Source organism: Haladaptatus sp. CMAA 1909 (genome assembly GCF_043952005.1).
In the GTDB taxonomy this organism is placed as follows: domain Archaea; phylum Halobacteriota; class Halobacteria; order Halobacteriales; family Haladaptataceae; genus Haladaptatus.
Genome location: NZ_JBIOAV010000001.1, coordinates 1,945,867 through 1,964,874 on the forward strand (window position 1 = coordinate 1,945,867; position 19,008 = coordinate 1,964,874).

The 19,008-nt window shown below is 62.6% G+C and carries 22 protein-coding genes; 11 read left to right on the forward strand and 11 right to left on the reverse strand.

The window, feature by feature from the left end; genetic code table 11:
* Window positions 1-698: 698 nt before the first annotated feature.
* Window positions 699-1,160, reverse strand: a complete 462-nt coding sequence (locus ACGYLY_RS10660; RefSeq protein WP_395281653.1) for an 8-oxo-dGTP diphosphatase — start codon at window positions 1,158-1,160, stop codon at window positions 699-701.
* Between the two features lie 111 nt (window positions 1,161-1,271).
* Between ACGYLY_RS10660 and ACGYLY_RS10665 the strand changes: the two genes are divergently transcribed.
* The 3 genes from ACGYLY_RS10665 to ACGYLY_RS10675 are packed head-to-tail and all read left to right on the forward strand — an operon-like array spanning window position 1,272 to window position 2,703.
* A complete protein-coding gene (locus tag ACGYLY_RS10665) occupies window positions 1,272-1,910 on the forward strand; it encodes a hypothetical protein (RefSeq protein ID WP_395281652.1) in 639 nt (212 codons plus the stop codon).
* A gap of 37 nt (window positions 1,911-1,947) precedes the next feature.
* Window positions 1,948-2,244: a hypothetical protein gene (locus ACGYLY_RS10670; protein WP_395281651.1), complete on the forward strand. Its 297-nt coding sequence runs from the start codon at window positions 1,948-1,950 to the stop codon at window positions 2,242-2,244.
* Between the two features lie 54 nt (window positions 2,245-2,298).
* A complete protein-coding gene (locus tag ACGYLY_RS10675) occupies window positions 2,299-2,703 on the forward strand; it encodes a hypothetical protein (RefSeq protein ID WP_395281650.1) in 405 nt (134 codons plus the stop codon).
* A gap of 14 nt (window positions 2,704-2,717) precedes the next feature.
* Here the strand turns inward: ACGYLY_RS10675 and ACGYLY_RS10680 are convergent, their stop codons facing one another.
* Complete coding sequence (locus tag ACGYLY_RS10680; protein WP_395281649.1) at window positions 2,718-3,194, reverse strand: hypothetical protein; 477 nt, start codon at window positions 3,192-3,194, stop codon at window positions 2,718-2,720.
* Window positions 3,195-3,493: 299 nt separating this feature from the next.
* On the opposite strand from ACGYLY_RS10680, the gene ACGYLY_RS10685 reads away from it, so the two are divergent.
* On the forward strand, window positions 3,494-5,410 hold the full coding sequence (locus tag ACGYLY_RS10685; protein ID WP_395281648.1) for a beta-CASP ribonuclease aCPSF1: 1,917 nt from the start codon (window positions 3,494-3,496) through the stop codon (window positions 5,408-5,410).
* Between the two features lie 129 nt (window positions 5,411-5,539).
* A complete protein-coding gene (locus ACGYLY_RS10690) occupies window positions 5,540-6,121 on the forward strand; it encodes an NUDIX domain-containing protein (RefSeq protein WP_395281646.1) in 582 nt (193 codons plus the stop codon).
* 9 nt (window positions 6,122-6,130) lie between these two features.
* Here the strand turns inward: ACGYLY_RS10690 and mce are convergent, their stop codons facing one another.
* Window positions 6,131-6,514 carry a methylmalonyl-CoA epimerase gene (gene mce, locus ACGYLY_RS10695; RefSeq protein ID WP_395281645.1) on the reverse strand — a complete coding sequence of 128 codons (384 nt, stop codon included), beginning with the start codon at window positions 6,512-6,514 and terminating at the stop codon, window positions 6,131-6,133.
* A 96-nt stretch (window positions 6,515-6,610) separates the two neighbouring features.
* Here mce and ACGYLY_RS10700 point away from each other — a divergent pair, with 96 nt between their 5' ends.
* Window positions 6,611-7,726 (forward strand): aminotransferase class V-fold PLP-dependent enzyme, encoded by a 1,116-nt coding sequence (locus tag ACGYLY_RS10700; protein ID WP_395281644.1) that lies wholly within the window; start codon window positions 6,611-6,613, stop codon window positions 7,724-7,726.
* A 147-nt stretch (window positions 7,727-7,873) separates the two neighbouring features.
* Window positions 7,874-8,974: a hypothetical protein gene (locus ACGYLY_RS10705; RefSeq protein ID WP_395281643.1), complete on the forward strand. Its 1,101-nt coding sequence runs from the start codon at window positions 7,874-7,876 to the stop codon at window positions 8,972-8,974.
* Between the two features lie 79 nt (window positions 8,975-9,053).
* Here ACGYLY_RS10705 and ACGYLY_RS10710 read toward each other — a convergent pair whose 3' ends face one another.
* From ACGYLY_RS10710 to ACGYLY_RS10720, 3 genes are all read right to left on the reverse strand, one after another.
* Window positions 9,054-10,736 (reverse strand): methylmalonyl-CoA mutase, encoded by a 1,683-nt coding sequence (locus ACGYLY_RS10710; RefSeq protein ID WP_395281642.1) that lies wholly within the window; start codon window positions 10,734-10,736, stop codon window positions 9,054-9,056.
* A 681-nt stretch (window positions 10,737-11,417) separates the two neighbouring features.
* Complete coding sequence (locus ACGYLY_RS10715; RefSeq protein WP_231184495.1) at window positions 11,418-11,729, reverse strand: transcription factor S; 312 nt, start codon at window positions 11,727-11,729, stop codon at window positions 11,418-11,420.
* Between the two features lie 58 nt (window positions 11,730-11,787).
* Window positions 11,788-12,045, reverse strand: a complete 258-nt coding sequence (locus tag ACGYLY_RS10720) for a hypothetical protein (protein WP_395281641.1) — start codon at window positions 12,043-12,045, stop codon at window positions 11,788-11,790.
* Between the two features lie 154 nt (window positions 12,046-12,199).
* Between ACGYLY_RS10720 and ACGYLY_RS10725 the strand changes: the two genes are divergently transcribed.
* Window positions 12,200-13,450: an MFS transporter gene (locus ACGYLY_RS10725; protein WP_395281640.1), complete on the forward strand. Its 1,251-nt coding sequence runs from the start codon at window positions 12,200-12,202 to the stop codon at window positions 13,448-13,450.
* A 52-nt stretch (window positions 13,451-13,502) separates the two neighbouring features.
* Here the strand turns inward: ACGYLY_RS10725 and ACGYLY_RS10730 are convergent, their stop codons facing one another.
* Window positions 13,503-14,279 (reverse strand): enoyl-CoA hydratase/isomerase family protein, encoded by a 777-nt coding sequence (locus ACGYLY_RS10730; RefSeq protein WP_395281639.1) that lies wholly within the window; start codon window positions 14,277-14,279, stop codon window positions 13,503-13,505.
* 143 nt (window positions 14,280-14,422) lie between these two features.
* Here ACGYLY_RS10730 and ACGYLY_RS10735 point away from each other — a divergent pair, with 143 nt between their 5' ends.
* The gene (locus ACGYLY_RS10735; RefSeq protein ID WP_395281638.1) at window positions 14,423-14,923 is read left to right on the forward strand and encodes a DUF5797 family protein; all 501 of its coding nucleotides are present in this window, start codon (window positions 14,423-14,425) and stop codon (window positions 14,921-14,923) included.
* Window position 14,924: 1 nt separating this feature from the next.
* On the opposite strand, the gene ACGYLY_RS10740 is transcribed toward ACGYLY_RS10735, so the two are convergent.
* Complete coding sequence (locus ACGYLY_RS10740) at window positions 14,925-15,965, reverse strand: DUF5787 family protein (RefSeq protein WP_395281637.1); 1,041 nt, start codon at window positions 15,963-15,965, stop codon at window positions 14,925-14,927.
* A gap of 137 nt (window positions 15,966-16,102) precedes the next feature.
* On the opposite strand from ACGYLY_RS10740, the gene ACGYLY_RS10745 reads away from it, so the two are divergent.
* On the forward strand, window positions 16,103-16,804 hold the full coding sequence (locus tag ACGYLY_RS10745) for a PGF-CTERM sorting domain-containing protein (protein ID WP_395281636.1): 702 nt from the start codon (window positions 16,103-16,105) through the stop codon (window positions 16,802-16,804).
* A 78-nt stretch (window positions 16,805-16,882) separates the two neighbouring features.
* Here the strand turns inward: ACGYLY_RS10745 and ACGYLY_RS10750 are convergent, their stop codons facing one another.
* On the reverse strand, window positions 16,883-17,311 hold the full coding sequence (locus ACGYLY_RS10750; protein WP_395281635.1) for a hypothetical protein: 429 nt from the start codon (window positions 17,309-17,311) through the stop codon (window positions 16,883-16,885).
* Between the two features lie 125 nt (window positions 17,312-17,436).
* Complete coding sequence (locus ACGYLY_RS10755) at window positions 17,437-17,865, reverse strand: bis(5'-nucleosyl)-tetraphosphatase (protein ID WP_395281634.1); 429 nt, start codon at window positions 17,863-17,865, stop codon at window positions 17,437-17,439.
* Between the two features lie 191 nt (window positions 17,866-18,056).
* Between ACGYLY_RS10755 and ACGYLY_RS10760 the strand changes: the two genes are divergently transcribed.
* The gene (locus tag ACGYLY_RS10760; protein ID WP_395281633.1) at window positions 18,057-18,389 is read left to right on the forward strand and encodes a 30S ribosomal protein S10; all 333 of its coding nucleotides are present in this window, start codon (window positions 18,057-18,059) and stop codon (window positions 18,387-18,389) included.
* Window positions 18,390-18,465: 76 nt separating this feature from the next.
* On the opposite strand, the gene ACGYLY_RS10765 is transcribed toward ACGYLY_RS10760, so the two are convergent.
* Entirely contained in the window at window positions 18,466-18,912 is a 447-nt protein-coding gene (locus ACGYLY_RS10765; RefSeq protein ID WP_395281632.1) for a hypothetical protein, read from the reverse strand.
* Between the last annotated feature and the right edge of the window lie 96 nt (window positions 18,913-19,008).

Consider the following 19,008-nt stretch of genomic DNA (forward strand, 5'->3'; position numbering starts at 1 on the left):
TATCGCTCCGACCGCGGTGACGCAATTTTCGAAAATCATCGTCCACTCGCTACGCGTCGTAGTTGGAACCGACCGAATTGCAACCGCCGAGAAGCAGACCTCGAAAGCCCCCGCCCGCTCGCGGTTGCTCAGTGACATCTCTCCTTGACTCACTTCGTTCGCCAGCGTCGAGAGGGGTCACTGAGACAACCACGACAAGCGCGAGTTCAGTCGGAGCAGAGCTCCGACAACGTCCCGTTCGCAGGCTCACGGGACCGGGCGGCCCCTTTCATTCCCACCCGACCGCAACCGCTACCGCCCACACGCCTCCCCAACCGACTCCTCCGCTCGTCGCTGGCGCTCCTCGGTCGTCATCCCTCGCGCGGCTTCGAGGGGTTGGTTCGGCCGTCCGCACCGCTGGCCTCACCACCCCATCAGCGCGCGCCACTGTGGAAATCCGTCCGCGAGATAGGGACCAGCCACACTGGCGCGTGCGTCAGAAGGCCCGCAACCTGCGGTCGGTTGCGGGCCGCCTGGCCAGCGAGAGGGACGACTGAGCGCACGCGAAGGAGTCGGTTGGGGAGGCGTGTGGGCGGTAGCGGTTGCGGTTTCATTGACGTCTGTATTTGCAATCACAGCAATACAGCCACGACTCGTAGCGAACGGACGGATTGCAGACGGGTACCGAACACGATTCGTCAATAGACGCGAATTCGCACTCAAAATTCCACGCCGGTTTCCAACTCCTCTTCGAGCATCTCGTCGCCGTCCGAATCGAACCGGAACCACCCGGAAAACGGCTCTCCCGAAAGCAGAGATGGCATCCAGAGTCGGTCGTCCTCCCACATCTCGTCGTAGGGCATGTCCGCGACGTCGAACCACCGCGGGTCAGCCTCGTCCGTCTCCTGCGGTTTCCCCGAAAACTCCTCGGCGCGGAAGACGTGGACGAACATCTCCGACTCCGTTCCAAACACGAACTCGAACTCGCCGACCTTGGTCGGGTTCTTCACGGATACGCGAACCTCCTCTTGTACCTCCCGAATCGCGGCGTTTCGGGGCGTTTCGCCATCTTCGACCTTCCCGCCGGGGCCGACGAGTTTGCCCTCGCCGAGGCCGCGTTTCTTGCGGATGAGGAGGATTTCGTCCCCCCGAATCAGGTAACAGAGCGTCGCGGGTTGCATGGTTGATGGTGTCAGCCGATTGCAATCAGTGTTCCGAACCCGCAGTAGCGAGAGTGAAACGGGCGTTTGACCCTTCACGAGACTTATGCCAGAAGGGCATAATCGAGGGACATGAAACGGCGACGGCTCCTCGCGGTGTGCGGAGCGGCCCTGTCCGGCGGGTGTCTCGGACGCGCCACCCTCGATGTCGGTGGCCCCGAATCGGCCGAGACGTTCGGACCGGACGAGGTTCAGCGCCAGATGTCGCTGGCGAAGGTGGACACCGTTCCCGAAGAACACGACATTCGAATCGACGTGGAATTGCTGAACGGGACCGTCACGGCCGCGGACGCCGCCCACCTCCGAGTGACGGTGACGAACGAGGGCGAGAAGCGACGATTCTCCGCGGGCGAGGGAATGTACAATCCCTTCAACCGCGACGAGGGCAAGAGTGAGACGCCGGGGTTGTGGCTTCACGAATCGGAGGACACGAAGTGGATCGAGCGGAAGGGCGACCGCTGGACGCGGGACAGAAATCCGAACGAACCGAGGGCCTTTGCGAACTACGCCTGTCTGCCCCGCACGTACGAAGCGGGTGAATCGCTCGCAACCGAGTATCTCGTCTGGGACGACCATCAGGTCGGGGGGTACATGGACTCGGGAACGTACCGGTTCGAGGTGCCGATTGCTATCCATCCGTCAGGGTCGAAGTTCAGCGATCCGACGGCGGAATTCGACTGGGGGTTCGACCTGCGGGTCGAGGACGGGTGAGCGAAATTATTTAACGCCAGTTATCCAACACGATCTCATGAGAGCGCCAACGATTTCGGCTCCGACGCTCAGTGTCGGTCAACGCGCGATACGGTGGCTCGGCGTCTTGGTTCTGGTTCTCCACCTCGGTCTGCTCGTCGCGCTCGATTTTAACGTGTTGGGCGACCCGAGCCTCCTCGTCCAAATCACGCTCGGGGCGGGCGGCGGCCTTCTCCTCATCCTCTCGCCTACCGACCGCTGGTGGAACGTCGAAAAACGTCGACTGGCCGATGTGGGTTTCTTCTGTCTCTCCCTGTCCATACTCGCGTCGTATCTCCTGCGGTTGTCGTTTTGAACCCCGCGAAACATCGAAAGAAGCTGTTTACGATCAGTCAATCAACACGAACTCATGAAAGCGCCGGTTATTCGTGCACCCACCGGCGGGCTGAGTCGGCGGGTGTTCAAATGGTACGGCCTGTTCATCTTCGTGTCGAACGTGGGGCTGGTCGTCGCCTTTGGACCCTCGGTGTTGTCGAATACGGGGTATCTCTTGCAGTTCGGCATCGCCATCGCTGGTGCCCTCCTCTTGATTTCCGCTGGCGTCGAACTGCCATGGGACGTCGAATGGTATCGCCTCGCTGGACTGGGAATCATCTGTTCCGCAACGTCGTTCTTCATCTCCAGCATCCTCGCCAACGACGGCCTCGGATGGGCCGCGGTAAGTCTCGTCGGCGCGGTCTCTCTCGCGTTCTTCGGCTTCGACATGATTCGCGGGGGACGTCATTTCCGTGTCGACGTCACCGCCGACGCCTGATTCGTCACACCTCGTCACTTCACCGAAAACGGACTCTCGCCTTCCGTCCAGTTCCACCCCGGCAGTCGCGTCTGGAATCCGGCGGCGAGGGCGGCGTCCAAGTCGTCCACGCCCGCCGCCTCGTCGTCCACGTGGTGCATGATGTCCGCGTAGTGGAACGTGGCCTCGCCGAGCAAGCGGAGGGGTTGGTTGCCCGCTATCATCCCGGCGAGTTCCCGCCCGAGGAGTTCGTCCACGACGAATCCGGGGTAGTCGTTTTCGACGTCGAGGTCGCGGAGCAGGGCGACGAGCGCGGCGACGTTCACCGCGACGTCGCCGTCGGCGAAGACGGCATCGACCTCGGTTCGGTACTTCGGTTCGGAGACGGTATCGACCTCCGTACCGAACGCCTCGCCAAGGTTTGCCCGAACGTCGTTGATGAGGGTCACGACGTCGGTTCGCTCGCGGACCCATTCGTGTTCGTCGGCGACCGTGGCCGGTGAGAGCTTCATAGGAACACGTCGGGCAGAATGGGTTTAGGGGTTTTGAGAAGGCTTTTATAATCACACCGTTTAGTGGGGGATAAGCGGGTTTTCCTGTGTCACCCATGAGCAGTTTGCTTTCGGAGACCAGGGCCACTGTATGCGCGTTGACGCGTATGTTCCAATCCCGCAGAACAAGCGAGACAATCTATGCTGTGCTGTATACGTCGTAGTGGTCACGGTGCTGAAAACCACCGTCTGCGACAATCCAAGATACGCCGGACCAACAGCATTCGCTCTCCCAATGGACGAAGCGGACTGTTTTCACCATGAGTAAAGTAGAGCAACAACTCGAAGACCTCAAAGCAACGATTACGAGCGAACTACCGAGCGACATTTCGGTATCCGACGTCAAATACGAAGGACCGGAACTCGTCGTCTACACGCGCGACCCGAAGAAGTTCGCGCGCAACGGCGACCTGATCCGAAAACTGGCGAGCCAACTGCGAAAGCGCATCACGGTTCGCCCCGACCCGGACGTTCTCTCCCGCCCCGACACGGCGCGCGAGGACATCCTCGAAGTCATTCCCGACGAAGCGGGCGTGACGGACCTCGATTTCCACGCGGATACCGGCGAAGTCGTCATCCAAGCCGAGAAGCCCGGCATGGTCATCGGTAAACACGGCAGTACGCTCCGCGAGATAACCCAAGAAGTCGGCTGGACGCCGGAAGTCGTCAGAACGCCGCCCATCGAGTCCTCGACGGTCTCCAACGTCAGGAACTTCCTGAAACAGGAACGCGAGGACCGGCGCGATATTCTGGAACGGGTCGGCAGACAGATACACCGCGAGGAGATGAGCAACGAGGAGTGGGTTCGCATCACGACGCTCGGATGCTGTCGCGAGGTCGGACGCGCGAGCTTCATCCTCTCGACGCCCGAAACCCGTATCCTCATCGACTGCGGCGACAAACCGGGGTCGGACGACGTGCCGTACCTCCAAGTCGAGGAGGCGCTCGGCGCGGGTGCCGCGACCATCGACGCGGTGGTTCTCACGCACGCTCACTTGGACCACAGCGCGCTCATCCCGCTCCTGTTCAAGTACGGCTACGACGGTCCGATTTACACGACCGAACCGACCCGCGACCTGATGGGACTGCTCCAACTCGACTATCTCGACGTGGCGGCGAAGGAAGGCCGCGTCCCGCCGTACGAGAGCGAGATGGTTCGCGAAGCGCTCAAGCACACCATCCCGCTGGAGTACGGCGACGTCACCGACATCGCCCCGGACGTGAAACTGACGTTCCACAACGCGGGTCACATTCTCGGGTCGTCGGTCACGCACTTCCACATCGGCGACGGCCTGTACAACGTGGCGTTCTCGGGCGACATTCACTATGACGACACGCGCCTGTTCAACGGCGCGGTGAACGACTTCCCGCGCGTCGAGACGCTCATCCTCGAATCGACCTACGGCGGTCGGAACGACTATCAGACCGACCAGAAGGATTCGGAGGAGAAACTTAAGAGGGTCATCAACGAGACGTACGAGAAGGGCGGCAAGGTCGTCATCCCCGCGTTCGCAGTGGGTCGCTCGCAGGAGATGATGCTCGTCATCGAGGAGGCGATGCGCAACGGCGACATCCCGGAGATGCCCGTCCACCTCGACGGAATGATCTGGGAGGCGACGGCCATCCACACGACGTATCCCGAATACCTGCGTGACGACCTCAGGGACCGCATCTTCCACGAGAACGAGAACCCGTTCCTCGCCCCGCAGTTCAACCACATCGACGGCGGCGAGGAGGAACGACAGGACGTCGCCGACGGCGACCAGTGTATCATCCTCTCGACGTCCGGGATGGTCACCGGCGGCCCCATCATGTCGTGGCTCGAACACATCGGCCCCGACCCGGACAGCAGGATGGTGTTCGTCGGCTACCAGGCACAGGGGACACTCGGACGCCGTATCCAGAGCGGATGGGACGAAATCCCGCTCAACGGACGCGGCAACCGGAGCAAGACGCTCAACCTCAAACTTGAAGTGGAGACGGTCGACGGCTTCTCCGGCCACGCCGACCGCGCCGGTCTGATGAACTTCGTCAAGACGATGAACCCGCGACCCGAGAAGGTCCTCTGCGTTCACGGTGACGAGAGTTCGACCCAGGACCTCTCCTCGTCGCTCTACCACGACTTCAACATCCGCACGTTCGCGCCGAAAAACCTGGAGACGTTCCGATTCAAGTGAACACCCGCGCTCGGCGCTGACGTACTTCACTCGTCCGTTTTACGTCCCTCATGGGAAGTCCACTCGACGAGTCATGCTGCGGTATCGCTTTCCGGTTCGGTTATATTTCTGCCATTATTCGTGGGAATCATGCCTTCAGAAGTCAATCGAGCGGCGGTCGAACGTCGAACGAATCGACTGCTGGACGAGTACGGCGACGTTCCGGTCGAAGAGCGGACGCAGGAGCAACCGGCGGCCAAGTTCGAGGAACTGGTGGGATACGCCCGCGACGGATACACCGGGAGTGCGTACGCGTGGGTCGTCCGCCGACCCGACGATGCCGCCCCGCTCAGCGATTCGATGTCGGACGAAGCGTTCGACGAGCGTCTGCGGGCGCTGATGATTCTCAATCGCGGAGCGGATGCGTGGGGGCTTCCGGGCGGCGGACGCGAAGACGGAGAAACGTCCGAGGAGGCCGCGGTTCGAGAGGTCGAAGAGGAGACCGACATCCGCTGTGAACTTGCGGAACCCTTCCTGCTCCGCAAGCTAACCGTGGTTCCCGAAAACGACGACGAGAAACGCCTCCACCTCCTGTTCGTCTTCTTCGACGCCGACTATCTGGGTGGAGAGATAGCGATACAGGGCGGAGAATTGAATGGGGCGGCGTGGTTCGCAGAGCCCCCCTCACGGATGCTTCCGGCGAACGAACTGCGTGCGGACGACTGGTTCTGATGATCTGTTTCAGTGTTCGACGTACTCGACCAACACGCCGCCCGTCGATTTCGGGTGGAGAAACGCCACGTCGTGGCCCCACGCGCCGGGTCGGGGTTCCTCGTCGATGAGTGAAACGCCGTGGTCGCGGGCCGTTTCGAGTGCGCCTTCGATGTCGTCGGTTTCGAGCGCGACGTGGTGGATACCCGCCCCGTTTCGGTCGAGATAACGGGAAATCGTCCCGTCTTCGAGCGGTTCGAGCAGTTCGAAGTAACTCCCGTCGAAATCGAGGAATACGACGCGCAGGCCGTCGAATTCTTCTTCGTGGACGACCGGTGCGTCGAACAGCGCTTCGTACGTCTCCGCGAGGGTCGATGCATCGTCGGTGGCGATGCCGAGGTGGTCGATGTGCATGGGGAAACGATGGCCGCATCGCGGCATAACGGTGATGATTCCACCGGGTTGCCGCGAGGTGGGAATTATTAGGCACACCGCACGTGGGTGTCTCCCATGGAGCCGACAGCCTTACGCGACGACATGCCCGCGCTCGAACGGACGACGTACATGAACACGGGTGCCAGCGGCCCCAGTCCGACCCGCGTCGTCGAGGCGGTCGAAACCTGTCTCGAACGGCACGAGTACGAGGCACCGGCGGCGGAGGGGTCGTACCCGTTCGCCTTCGACGTCCTCGACCGAACGCGGGAGACCGTGGCCGACCACCTCGGTGCGACCGACGAGACGCTCGCGTTGACGCAGAGCACGACGGACGGTATCAACCGTATCGCCGCCGCCATCGACTGGGAGTCCGGCGACCGGGTGGTTCGAACCGACCTCGAACACTCCTCGGGCATCCTTCCGTGGAAGCGGTTGAACGGGCACGGCGTGGAGACGGACGTGCTCGCCAGCGAGGAAGGCCGTCTCGACCTCGATTCGGTGAAGGACGCGGCGTCGGACGCGAAACTCGTCTGTCTCAGCGCGCTCACGTGGACCCACGGGACGATGCTCCCCGTCTCCGAAATCACCGACATCGCCCACGACGCGGGCGCGCTGGTCCTCGTGGACGCGGTGCAGTGTCCGGGTCAGATGGCGACCGACGTGACCGAGTGGGGCGCGGATTTCGTCGCCGGAGCGGGCCACAAGTGGCTGTTGGGTCCGTTCGGCGCGGGGTTCCTCCACGTCCGAGACGGTGCCGAACGTCACCTGAACCCGGCCCACATCGGCTATCGGAGCGTCGAGGACCCCAACGCCGAGGCGTACGCATACGAACCCGGCGCACAGCGACTTGAAGTCGGAACCGTCTCGCCCGCGACGTACGCGGGACTCGGGGAAGCCATCGACGTCATCGAGGAGGTAGGCTACAACACGATCGAGAACAGAATCGGAGAGCTGACCGACCGGTTGAAAAACGGCCTCGTCGCGGCCGACGACGCGCGGTTGCTGAGTCCGCGCGAGTACGAGTCCGGCCTCGTGACCTTCGGAGTGGACGACCCTGACGGGTTCGTCGAACGACTCGCCCGCGAAGGAATCCGAATCAGGTCGCTTCCGTACCCCGAGAACTCGGTTCGGGCCTCCGTTCACGTCTTCAACACGGAAGCCGACATCGACGCGCTGCTGGAGTACGTCTGAGCGTTTCGGGGGTCGTCGTCGTTCGGGACGCTGAAAGTGCAGGCAGGAGCTTCAACTGACTACGGACTCGAATCGGATTCACAGTTCACCTCCGGCCGCGTACGGTTCCCGTCGGCCGGTGCAGGAACGCCTTCCGCGCACAATATCATGTCTACGACAGACGACGTTCAGGACCGAATCGAAGAGGTATCGAACGCAACCGGCAGCGGACCTCACCTCGTCACATTGGCCGTTCCGCCGGAGCAACCGATAGACGCCGCGCTCGAACGAATAGAGGAGGAACACGCGAGGACCGAGTACATCGACGCCGACGAGACGAGCGAGCGCGTCACCGAGGCGCTCGAACGGGTGCGACGAATCGTCAGCGACTACGAGGAGACGCCCGAGAACGGTCTCGTGGTTTACGCCGGAGTCGTCGATGCCGAAACCGTCGACTACGTGTTCGACGACCTGTCGTCGCCCGTCGCCGGAGAACGGTACGAACGATCGAACGAGTTCGAGACCGAACCCCTCGACGTCACGACCGACGAGTCGACCTACGGGTTGCTCGTCGTCGAGCACGGAAAGGCGATACTCGGACGGTTCTCCGACGGCGACGTCGAGCAGATCGAATCGCTCCGGAGCGACGATACGGAGGATAACCCGACGAGCGGGGAACTGGGCGACCGCGAGCAAACGCACCGCGAGTTCTTCGAGCGCGTCGCCGAGAGGGCGATGATAGAATTCCTCGGCGAAACGGCCGACGAACAGCGCCGGTCGAACGCGAATCCCGGGCAGTCCGACATCGACCCTGTCGACGGACTGTTCGTCGGTGGGTCGAGCGTCACCGCATCGGAGTTCCTCGACGGGGACTACCTCGACCATCGACTCCGGAACCGGGTCGTCGCCGACGCGTTCGCCGTCGGCGATGCGTCTCGAAACGGACTCGAACAACTCGCGGACAAGGCCGGCGACCACCTCGAAGACGCCAGACGGGTAGACGTCCGTGAACACCTCGACGAGTTCTTCGGCGAACTCGAAACCGGCGACGAGGCCGTTTCCGGACGGGAAGCGGTCGAGGAGGCACTCGAATACGAAGGGGTCGCGACGATGCTCGCCTCGGAGACCCTGTCGGCCGAGGAACTCAGGGACTACGAACGGAGAACGGTCGCGCAGGGAGGGGAGTTCGTCGTCGTCCCGAGCGACGTCGACGGCGGTGACGAATTACGGGACGGTCTCGGGGCGCTCCTTCGATTCCCGATCGACTGACCGCGGTAACGCGGGATAATCGAGCCGCTTCGTTTTCGACGAGTGACGGTCGGCAGGTTTCTATCGGCACCCGAGACGTTCAAATCGCCGTTCCGGGCCGATACTCGCCGAACACGTCCCGGAGCACGTTGCAGATTTCGCCCACCGTGGCGTAGGCCTTCACCGCGTCCACGATGTACGGCAGCAGGTTGTCCTCTCCCTCCGCCGCGGTGCGGAGCGCGTCCAGCGTCGCTTCGACTTCCCCGTCGTCCCGCTCCTCTCGAACCTCGTTCAGGCGGTCGATCTGGCGGCGTTCGTCCTCCGCCGTGACCTCTTGGATGTCCATCTCCGCCTCCTCGTCCACCTCGAACTCGTTGACGCCGACGATGGTTCGCTCGCCCGACTCTATCTCCTGCTGGCGGTCGTAGGCCACGTCCTGAATCTGGCGCTGGACCCACTGGCTCTCGATGGCCGAGCGCATGCCGCCCTTCTCGTCGATGGTGTCGAGGAGTCCGAAGGCTTCCTCCTCCAGGTCGTCCGTGAGCGCCTCCACGTAGTAACTGCCCGCCAGCGGGTCGATGGTGTCGGCGGCCCCGCTCTCGTGTGCGAGAATCTGCTGGGTTCGGAGCGCGGTCCGCACGCTCTCCTCCGTCGGCAGCGCCAGCGCCTCGTCCTTGCCGTTGGTGTGCAGGCTCTGTGTCCCGCCGAGAACCGCCGCGAGCGCCTGATACGCCACCCGGACGACGTTGTTCTCTATCTGCTGGGCGGCGAGCGTCGAGCCAGCGGTCTGGGTGTGGAACTTGAGCTGTTTCGACTTCGGATTCTCCGCGCCGAAGCGTTCCTCCATGATTTTCGCCCACATCCGCCGGGCGGCGCGGAACTTCGACACTTCCTCTAAAATGTCGTTGTGTGCGTTGAAGAAAAACGAGAGTTGGGGGGCGAACTCGTCCACGTCCAACCCGGCGTCGAGCGCGGCCTCCACGTACTCGATGCCGTTGCCGAGCGTGAACGCGAGTTCCTGTGCCGCCGTCGCGCCCGCCTCGCGGACGTGGTAGCCGGAAATCGAGATGGTGTTGAACTTCGGCACCTCCTCGGCGCAGAACTCGAAGATGTCCGTGATGATGCGCATCGACGGTTCGGGCGGGAAGATGTACGTGTTCCGCGCGATGTACTCCTTCAGCAGGTCGTTCTGGATCGTTCCACGAAGCTCCCCGCGGGGGACGCCCTGCTCGTCGCCCACCGCGATGTACATCGCCAACAGCACCGACGCGGGCGCGTTGATGGTCATCGACGTGCTCACCTCGTCCAGCGGAATCCCGTCGAACAACGCCTCCATGTCCGCCAGCGAGTCGATCGCGACGCCCGACTTCCCGACTTCGCCCGCCGACATCGCGGCGTCGGAGGTGTACCCCATCTGCGTCGGCAGGTCGAACGCCACCGACAGCCCCGTCTGGCCATTGTCGATGAGGTAGTGATAGCGCTCGTTGGTCTCCTCGGCCGTCCCGAACCCGGCGTACTGGCGCATCGTCCACAGTCGTCCCCGGTACATCGTGGGGTAGACGCCGCGCGTGTAAGGATCCTCGCCCGGATAACCGAGGTCCTCCTCGTAGTCCGTGTCGGCGACGTCGTTCGGCGTGTAGAGGCGCTCCACCGTCTGTCCGTCGGTGTCGGTCGTGAACTCCTCCTTTCGTTCGCCGAACCGGTCAAGCGTCGGGTCGAGGGCGTCCGCTTCCCACTCCTCTTTCCCCCGGCGGATCTCCTCCAAGTCGTCCGCGTCAAACATTGCCTGAACTGTTGTCGTGATGCGTCTTAAGGATTGACGGACGACTTCGAGGGCGACAAAAAGCGTGCCGTCGTTCGCGACGTGCAGGCATCATTCCGACGAGACGGGGAAGGCAGTAAGACGAGTGGGATTTCAAAGGCACTTGTCAGTGTACGTCACGGCGGAAAACCAGCGGCACGTGAAACTGGACGGACCACGTCGGCGCGTGCATCAACGGGCCTGAGGCCAACACGGCCGAAGGCCCGTTGATTATCATGCGAGGGATGACTGAGCGAACGCGAAGGAATCGGCTGGGGAGGGTGTGGCTGATGCTGTGCGGTGGCGGTATCGTGGGTGGAATGAAAGGGGCCGCCCGGTTCCGCGAACGGAGTGAGGGGGACGCTGTCGGAGCTTCGCTCCGACTAAAGTCGCGCTTGCGTGGTCGTCTCGGCGACCCCTATCGCGGACCGAGCGATGCGGAGAGGTCCGCGATATGTCGTCGAGCGACCGCGACCGGGCGGGGGCTTTCGAGGACTTCCTCTCACCGAATGGTTTCATATAAAAGTCGAATGTGATTCGTAGCGACCGGGTGGGGACTTTCGAAAACTGCCTCTCACGGATACCAATCTCCGTTTCATCAAAAACGACATGCGCCGAGGCGGCTACTCGACTTCTGAGAAATAGCACTGCGAGAAATCGGGTTTAGTGGTCGTCTTCGCGCCACTTGTGTTCGCATTCGGTGCAGACGAAAAAGCGCGTCTCGCTCTCGTCGGCCGAGCGAATTTGCTGGAGGTACCAGTAGGCCTCGTCGTTGTCACAGTTGGGACACTGGACGCCGGTCGTCGGGAGGCCGTTGCTGCCGCCGCTGCTTTCGATTATCTCGGTCGCTTCCTGGTCTTCGGTGATGACGTACTCCGAGGAATCGCCTCGCGGGGTCTCGTGACCGCAACTGCCACAGACCCAGAAACCGTCGTTCGCTTTCATCATGGAACCGCACTCGTCACAGAACTCCATTGTTGTCCCGGACTAACAAACGCGGCCATTTAAGTCGCGTGCTTTTCCCGCTTTTCGCTTATCCTTCCCCTTCGGACTGATACGGTTCGCCGACGGCCTCTCGCGGCAGGACGTTGTTGATCTCCGTTTCGAGGTCGCGCGCCGACTCGTACTCCTCTTGGTCGGTTTCGTCGATGAGTTCCCCGAGGTTCCGCTCACCGTCCGCGAGGACGAGCGTCGTTCCCTCCAACTCGATGGCCGCATCCCCCCGTGGAATCGGATACGAGAGTTCCCGAAGGACCGTGTCGAGACGGTTGTATTTCACTCTCCGTGCCATGGTATCACAGACGACGCGGTGGTGCTTAGTTGTTGCCGCGGCCGCCGTTTCGAGGGCGGAAACGCCCGACAGCGTTGTCGACAAGTATACCGATAGCTGTCACTACGGCCACCATCACAACTGTCTTCAACGTGCAGTCGGTATTTCGAACCGAATGTTCAGTGTAGACAGACGAGTGCTAGCGCTGGCGATAGCGCGGATGGCCGACTCCGTCGGCAACTCGTTTCTCATCGTCGTTCTGCCGCTCTACATCGCCAGTGGTTCGATATCCGGTGACGCGTTCGGCCTCACCGAGACGCTCATCACCGGTATCGTCCTCTCGCTTTTCGGGCTTCTGAACAGCTTCACGCAACCGTTCGCGGGATACCTCTCCGACAGGTCCGAGCGACGGAAGGTGTTCATCCTCCTCGGACTCGGAATTCTAGCAGTGACGAACTTCTCGTACTCCTTTGCGGGCAGCTACCCCGCCCTCATCGCCATCCGGGCGATCCAGGGCATCGGCGTCGCGTTCACGATCCCGTGTACCATCGCGCTTGTCAACGACCTCGCGTCGGACGAGAACCGCGGCGGAAACATGGGCGTGTTCAACACCTTCCGGTTGCTCGGGTTCGGTGCGGGGCCGATAGCGGCCGGCGCGCTGGTCCATCAGGGACCCTACGACCTCGCCGGACTCCACATGACCGGTTTCCAAGCCGCGTTCTACATCGCCTCGCTGGGGGCGCTCGTCAGTTTCGCGCTCGTCACCCTGCTCGTGAGCGACCCCGAGCAAACGGAGGCCGATGCTGGCGACGACTTCTCGATCTCGGTTCTCGGCTCGCGGAGCGGTCTCGACCCGATATTCACGCTCGCACTCGCCTCGCTGTTCATGGCCATCAGTATCGCCTTGATTTCGACGCTGGAGACGACCATCAACACGCGACTCGGACAGAACGAACTGTGGTTCGGCCTCGAATTCGCGGCGTTCATCCTCGCGCAGGTGGGCCTGCAAGCGCCTATCGGCCGTGCGACGGACCACTACGGGCGACGGCAGTTCATCATCGCCGGACTCGTCCTGCTCATCCCGGCGACGGTGGTTCAGGGGTTCGTCACCACCCCCATGCAGATGCTCGTCGCCCGACTCGTCCAAGGCGTCGCCGGTGCGCTGGTGTTCGCCCCCGCACTCGCATTGGCGGGCGACATCGCACGAAAGGGACGGTCCGGGACCCAACTCTCCCTGCTCACTATGGCGTTCGGCCTCGGAACCGCCATCGGTCCGCTCTCCTCCGGCTTCCTCGTTCGGTTCGGCTTCCAAGTGCCGTTCGAGGTGGGCGGCTTCCTCGCGGCACTGGGTGTCATCCTCGTCTACACGCAGGTCGAAGAGACGAGGGGGCCGTCCTCGGACGCGCGTGCGTCCCCACAGGATTAGAAAATCGAAAAAGAACGAACCCGTCGCGTTTGCGTTTCTCCTTTCCTTCCGCTCAGTCGAAATTCGGTTCCCTGTCCTCCACGAACGCGGTCATTCCTTCCCGCTGGTCGTGGGTGCCGAACATCGAACTCCAAAGCCGACGCTCGTAGCGAAGCCCCGCCGACAGGGTGCCTTCCTGCACCTGATTCAGCGCCTCCTTCGCGGCTTGGAGGGCGAACGCCGGACGCTCCGCGAGGTCGGTCGCCATCTCCTCCACGTGGGCGTCCAGTTCGTCGGGTGCGACGACCTCGCCGACCAGTCCCATCTCGTGAGCGTCTTGGGCGTCGATGCGCTCGCCGAAGAAGATGAGCCGGCGGGCGAGTTCGTCGCCGACCAACCGCGAGAGTCGCTGTGTGCCGCCCCAGCCGGGGATGATTCCGAGGTCGATTTCGGTCTGGCCGAGAACGGCGTTCGAACTCGCCACGCGGAGGTCACAGGCGAGCGCGAGTTCACAACCGCCGCCGAAGGTGTAGCCGTTGATGGCGGCGATGACCGGCGCGGGAAACGATTCGAGCGAGTCGGCGACGTCGTGGCCCAACTCGGCGTACGCCTGTGCCTCCGCCACCGAGAGGTCCTTCATGTAGCCGATGTCGGCCCCGGCGACGAACGCCTTCTCGCCCGCTCCCGTGAGGACGAGCGCACGGGCACCGTCCGACTCCGCCTCGTCGATGGCGTCGCGGAGCGCGTTGAGCGTTTCGACGTTGAGCGCGTTGAGTCGGTCGGGTCGGTCCACCGTCAGCGTCGCAACGTCGTCGGAAAACTCGTAGCGTACCGTGTCCGATTCGGGCATGGGTATGTCGTCTCGGGGTGTTCGGTTAATCGTTTCGACGACCGACCGTCCACAACGATTCCTATTACCGGGCGTCGTCGCCGAAACGAACGCCGGTGTCGCTTCGGAACTGGCAAATAACCCCCCGTCATAAACACGCGACAATGACGTTGTCCGAGGAGGCCCGCGACCGACTGGCAGATCTGGTCGAACTCCAACCGACCAAAAACAGCGAACTGCAGGATCGCTGGGGGTTAGAGAGCGGGAGCGAAGTGCATCAGTATCTCGAAAACGAACTGAAGGAGTACTACTACCGGGACGACAACAGCTACATCCGCGCGACCACCGAGGCGAACGACCTCGTGGACGTTGAACCCGGCATGGTCGCCGACGACGGGGACGAGGTTCCGAGCGTGGTCCGCGTGCCGACGCTCCAGCGACAGGTGTTCGACGTCGTTCCCGACCCGAACGAGCGCTCGGCGAGCGTCGTCTCCGTCCTCCACGCCGTCCGCGAGGAGTTCGGTGTCGACCCGGACGTCGACGACGTGCGCTCGGCGCTCCAGAGCCTGAAACGGAAGGGCGTCGTCGAAGTCGTCTATCGGACCGTCCCGACGTTCAAACTCACCGTCGAACGCGACGACATAACGGTCGAAGAGTCCGGTTGAGTCACTCGTCGTCCGACTCCGACCCACCCGGACGATTGCGTTCCCGACGCGATTCGAGCAGTCGTTTGCTGGCGTTCCCCGGCCCGCCCTCGATGGGCCATCCCTTCTGCCGCCACGACGGCGGTTCCGGTTCGAATGCCGAGCACCTGCCGGAACATTCCCGCGCCGTCTGATGGCAGGATTTCGCATCACAGTAGGGTAACACCAACGCTTCCTCGCGCCGCAGGTCGAAGTGCCGACAGTCCGGGCGCATCGTTCGGGTGTACGTTCGCCACCCCCGTTCGTAGGCCCGTTCCGCGATTTCGAGCCGCTTTCGTGCCTTCTCGTCGGGAGACACGTACTCGAACCGGGCGGCGGACTGGTCGTACTTCCCGCCGCCGGGTCGTTCGAGGATTCGCGTTCCCGGCGCGTCGACATCGAGCGTTCGGGGGTACCACGCCACCTCGGCGTCGTGACCGTCGAACGTCAGAATCCCGGCCTCGACCGGGATGGATTCGAGGAGGGCGGGTTCGGTCGTCTCGCCCGTCCGGTTCGTCGCCACCCACACCTCGTCGGCCAACGAGAGGGCCACGTCCCGTTCCAACTGCGGACGCAAATCGCGGGCCGCGCCCGCGTCCAAATCGGGTTTGTTCTCGATGGCGACGATGCGCCGAACCCAGTTCGGATACGCGTACCGGCGCTTGATTTCGAGGCGATTGCCCCGCTTTCGAACCGAGAGAATTCCTCGCTCGTCCGCCTCGTGAATCGTCTCGCGGACGTACCGCCACGGATAGGCGGGTTCGGGGAGGGCGTCCCGATACCACTCCCATTCCGCGGGCGCGTGCTGCACCACGTCGAGCGTGTCGCCGTCCAACCGGTTCCGTCCGAAGTTCGCCCGACGAGCGAAGGCGTCGGCGTCCACTTCGATGACCACGGTGTCCCACCGCCTCCGCTTCGTTCCGAGTTGTCGGGCGACGAGAACGGGCCGTTCGCCGTCGGGCGGCCAGCGTCGCTCGGCCCACCGACAGGTTCGCAGTTCGAAGACGAACTCCGATTCGTCCATACGCTTCCCTCTCTCCCGACGCTGGTAAGCGATTCGACTCCGGTGTATCAAAAAACATTTGTTGGTATGGCTGAAAGAGTGAACTTCCTTGTCAACTGACGAGTAAACCGGTTTTCCGTACCGGTCCCCACAAAACGATGAATCTACGAACCACCCTCACGACCCTGTTGGTCGTCTCGCTCCTCGCCGGAACCGCAACGGTGGGTTCGGCCGGACACGCGGCGAGTACGACGAACCCCGCGGTACAGTCCCCTGTGCTCTTCCAATCGAACGATGCGAACAGTTCGGTTTCCTTGAACAGTTCCATCTACGAGGTGGAGCGGGGAGAGACGGCGACGATGAACCTCTCGCTGGAGGACGTGGACGCCGTGACCGTCCAAGTCGGCGGCGGCGAGATGAAGTACAAACTCAACGCGAGCGTGACCGACGGCGACGGCGACGGCACCGTCGTCCTCGTGTTCGACACCGCGAAGGCGGGGAGCGGCGACGGGTCGGCCCTGACGACGAAGGCCGACGCCGACGAACTCACCGTCAAAAACGAGACGACGATCGACGGGAAACTCCCCGCTAACATGTACGGGATAACCGTCTACGCCGGAACCGGGGACAGTGCCCCCAAAATCGGCTACGGCGGGTTGAACGTTCGAGGCGACGAATCGAACGCGTCGCGGACGACCACGAAGACGGACACCACGACGTCCGACGAGTCCGGAATGACCACGACGACCACGTCGAACGACTCCACGACGACGACCGACAGCGGCGGACAACCCGGCTTCGGCGTCGGGATTTCGGTCGTCGCGCTCGCGGCGGTCGCGCTGCTCGCACGGCGACAGTAGAACCGACCGATTCGGCGACAGAGAATCCGTTTTTTCTCTTTCGGGACAACAGATGAGCACCAGCGCCGCGTTCATTCCCTATTCGGGCGCGACTCCCTCCCACGCGCTCCAATCGAGGCCGCCGCCGACGCCGAGGACGTCCAGTCGGGCGTACTGCGGCGGCGTGTCGCTCCCGTCACCGCCGCCGCTCGGGAGGAACTCGAACATCGTCCACTTCTCGCTCGTTTCGACGCGAGCGCGAAGCGTGACAGGGGTTCCCGGCGGGGCCGAGACGAACTGGCGGTACGTCTCACCGCTGCCCGCCGAAAGCTCCACCTCCAGCGTCGCTTTCGGCGAGTGATCGACCGTCGTGACGGTCAGCGAGAGGTCCGATTCGGCCGTATTGTGAAGCCACAGGGTTCCGCCCGGATAGTTCGGCCCGGGGATGCCGTCTCCCATCACACACCCGGTCGTCGAACCGATCGCGGCAGTCGTCCCGACCGTCGTCAGAAACCGTCGTCGATTCATGTCACTTCACTCAGTTATGGGAACAAATGTTTTCTGGACGATGTACTTTAGGTTCGATCTCGGGACGGACCGCTCGGTGGTCGGCTCGAAATATGCTTCGAAAATTCGCACGTTTTCGTTCCCGTTCAGGTGTCTTCGTACTCGTCGAGGTACTCGTCCGCATCACGGAGGATGTCGCGCGGTCCGTCCTGCGTGATGGTGTTTATCGCCTGCTCGTAGTCGCGCCACTGCAGGTCCCGATGTTCGGTCGAGAGTTCCGCGCTGGCCTCGTACGATTTTGCGATGAACAGGTGGACGGTCTTGTGAATCGTCGTCCCGTTCGCCTCGAAGACGTAACTGTAATCGTCGCGGAAGCCGTCGAGGAGCCGAAAATCCTCGATTCCGGCCTCCTCTTTTACCTCCCGTATTGCCGTTTGCTGTAGCTCTTCGTCGCCCTCCACGCCGCCTTTCGGGAACTCCCAATCGCCCGGTCGGCTTTTGAGGAGGAGGTATTCTCGTCGACCGCGGGTATCCCTGAACAGGATCGCACCCGCGCTCGTAGCGTTAACTGCCATTGTGTTCAGGTACGAGGTTGGCCATTAAAGGAATGTCGAACCAATACCGAGTTTTCGTGCCAGCAGCGCGCTTCGATATTGGGCTCCCGACTGGAACTCCATCATTTCCCCCAGAAACGGGCGTAACAAAGGTGCGAGACGGAAGCAGATGTTTTACGTAGCATGATTGTGTACAGTCTACAGAGCTAGCCATGACCTTCATTACGAAAGTACTACTCCAGAGCGGGAACCGGCCCGTTCTCGACAACGTAGTATCGGACATTCGTTCGTTAGCCGGGCGAAAAGGTGCCGATCTTCGCGGGCCGCACTCGGACCCGCCGGAGCGACATCGCGTTCCGCAGTACAAGACCCTCTCCGGCGACGAGAGCCGACAGTTCCGAAGTTGGGACTACACCGTCTACACGCGACGGTTGGAAATCGTCGGGCACAACGACGTGTCCCGTCGCGTCGCACAGATGGACTTCCCGCCGGGAATCCGCGTCGAGGTCGAACTCGAACAGATTCAGGGCATGGGGAAAGCCTGACCGTCCTCGATCTTTCTCTCTCCTTACAATCCCGAAACGCGAGTGTCCCAGCGACCGCTCGGTCTCGACTGCCCGTTCAGGACCGTCTAACTGACGTTTCGAGGAGGCCGAGGCGACTGCTGAACACCGTCGCGTCCCGCAAGAACTCGTATTTCGTCCGTTCCCGTAGCGTCCCCTTGGTGAACACGTACGAAGCACCGGCGACGCTCCCGGTTCCCCTGTCGTACCGAATCGCATAGCCGTTGTAGTCGTCCGGTTGCGAGATTTCGGGTACTTCACCGCCGCCGGGAAGTGCGAGCATCCGCACCGTTATCGTCGCCGGCAGTATCGAGACGACGCGGAACTGTGCGTCCGCCACGTAGTCGTCGAAATACACCAGCGTGTCCCGTTCTCCCTGTGCCGCCACCGTCCCTACTCCCGCGAGTCCGAGTCCGACCGCACTCGCCGCGAGAAGCCCTTTCTTCAGGAACTCCCGCCGCGAATCCCGCGGGTTCGGGAGTTCTATCGAGTCGTTCGATTCCATCGTTCCGCACCCCCGTGGTACGCGGTTGAAAGGAGGTCTCTCGACGGGATAAAGTGGCCGTAAGCGGCCGGTTAGGGAGTTACCTCGACGTAACCG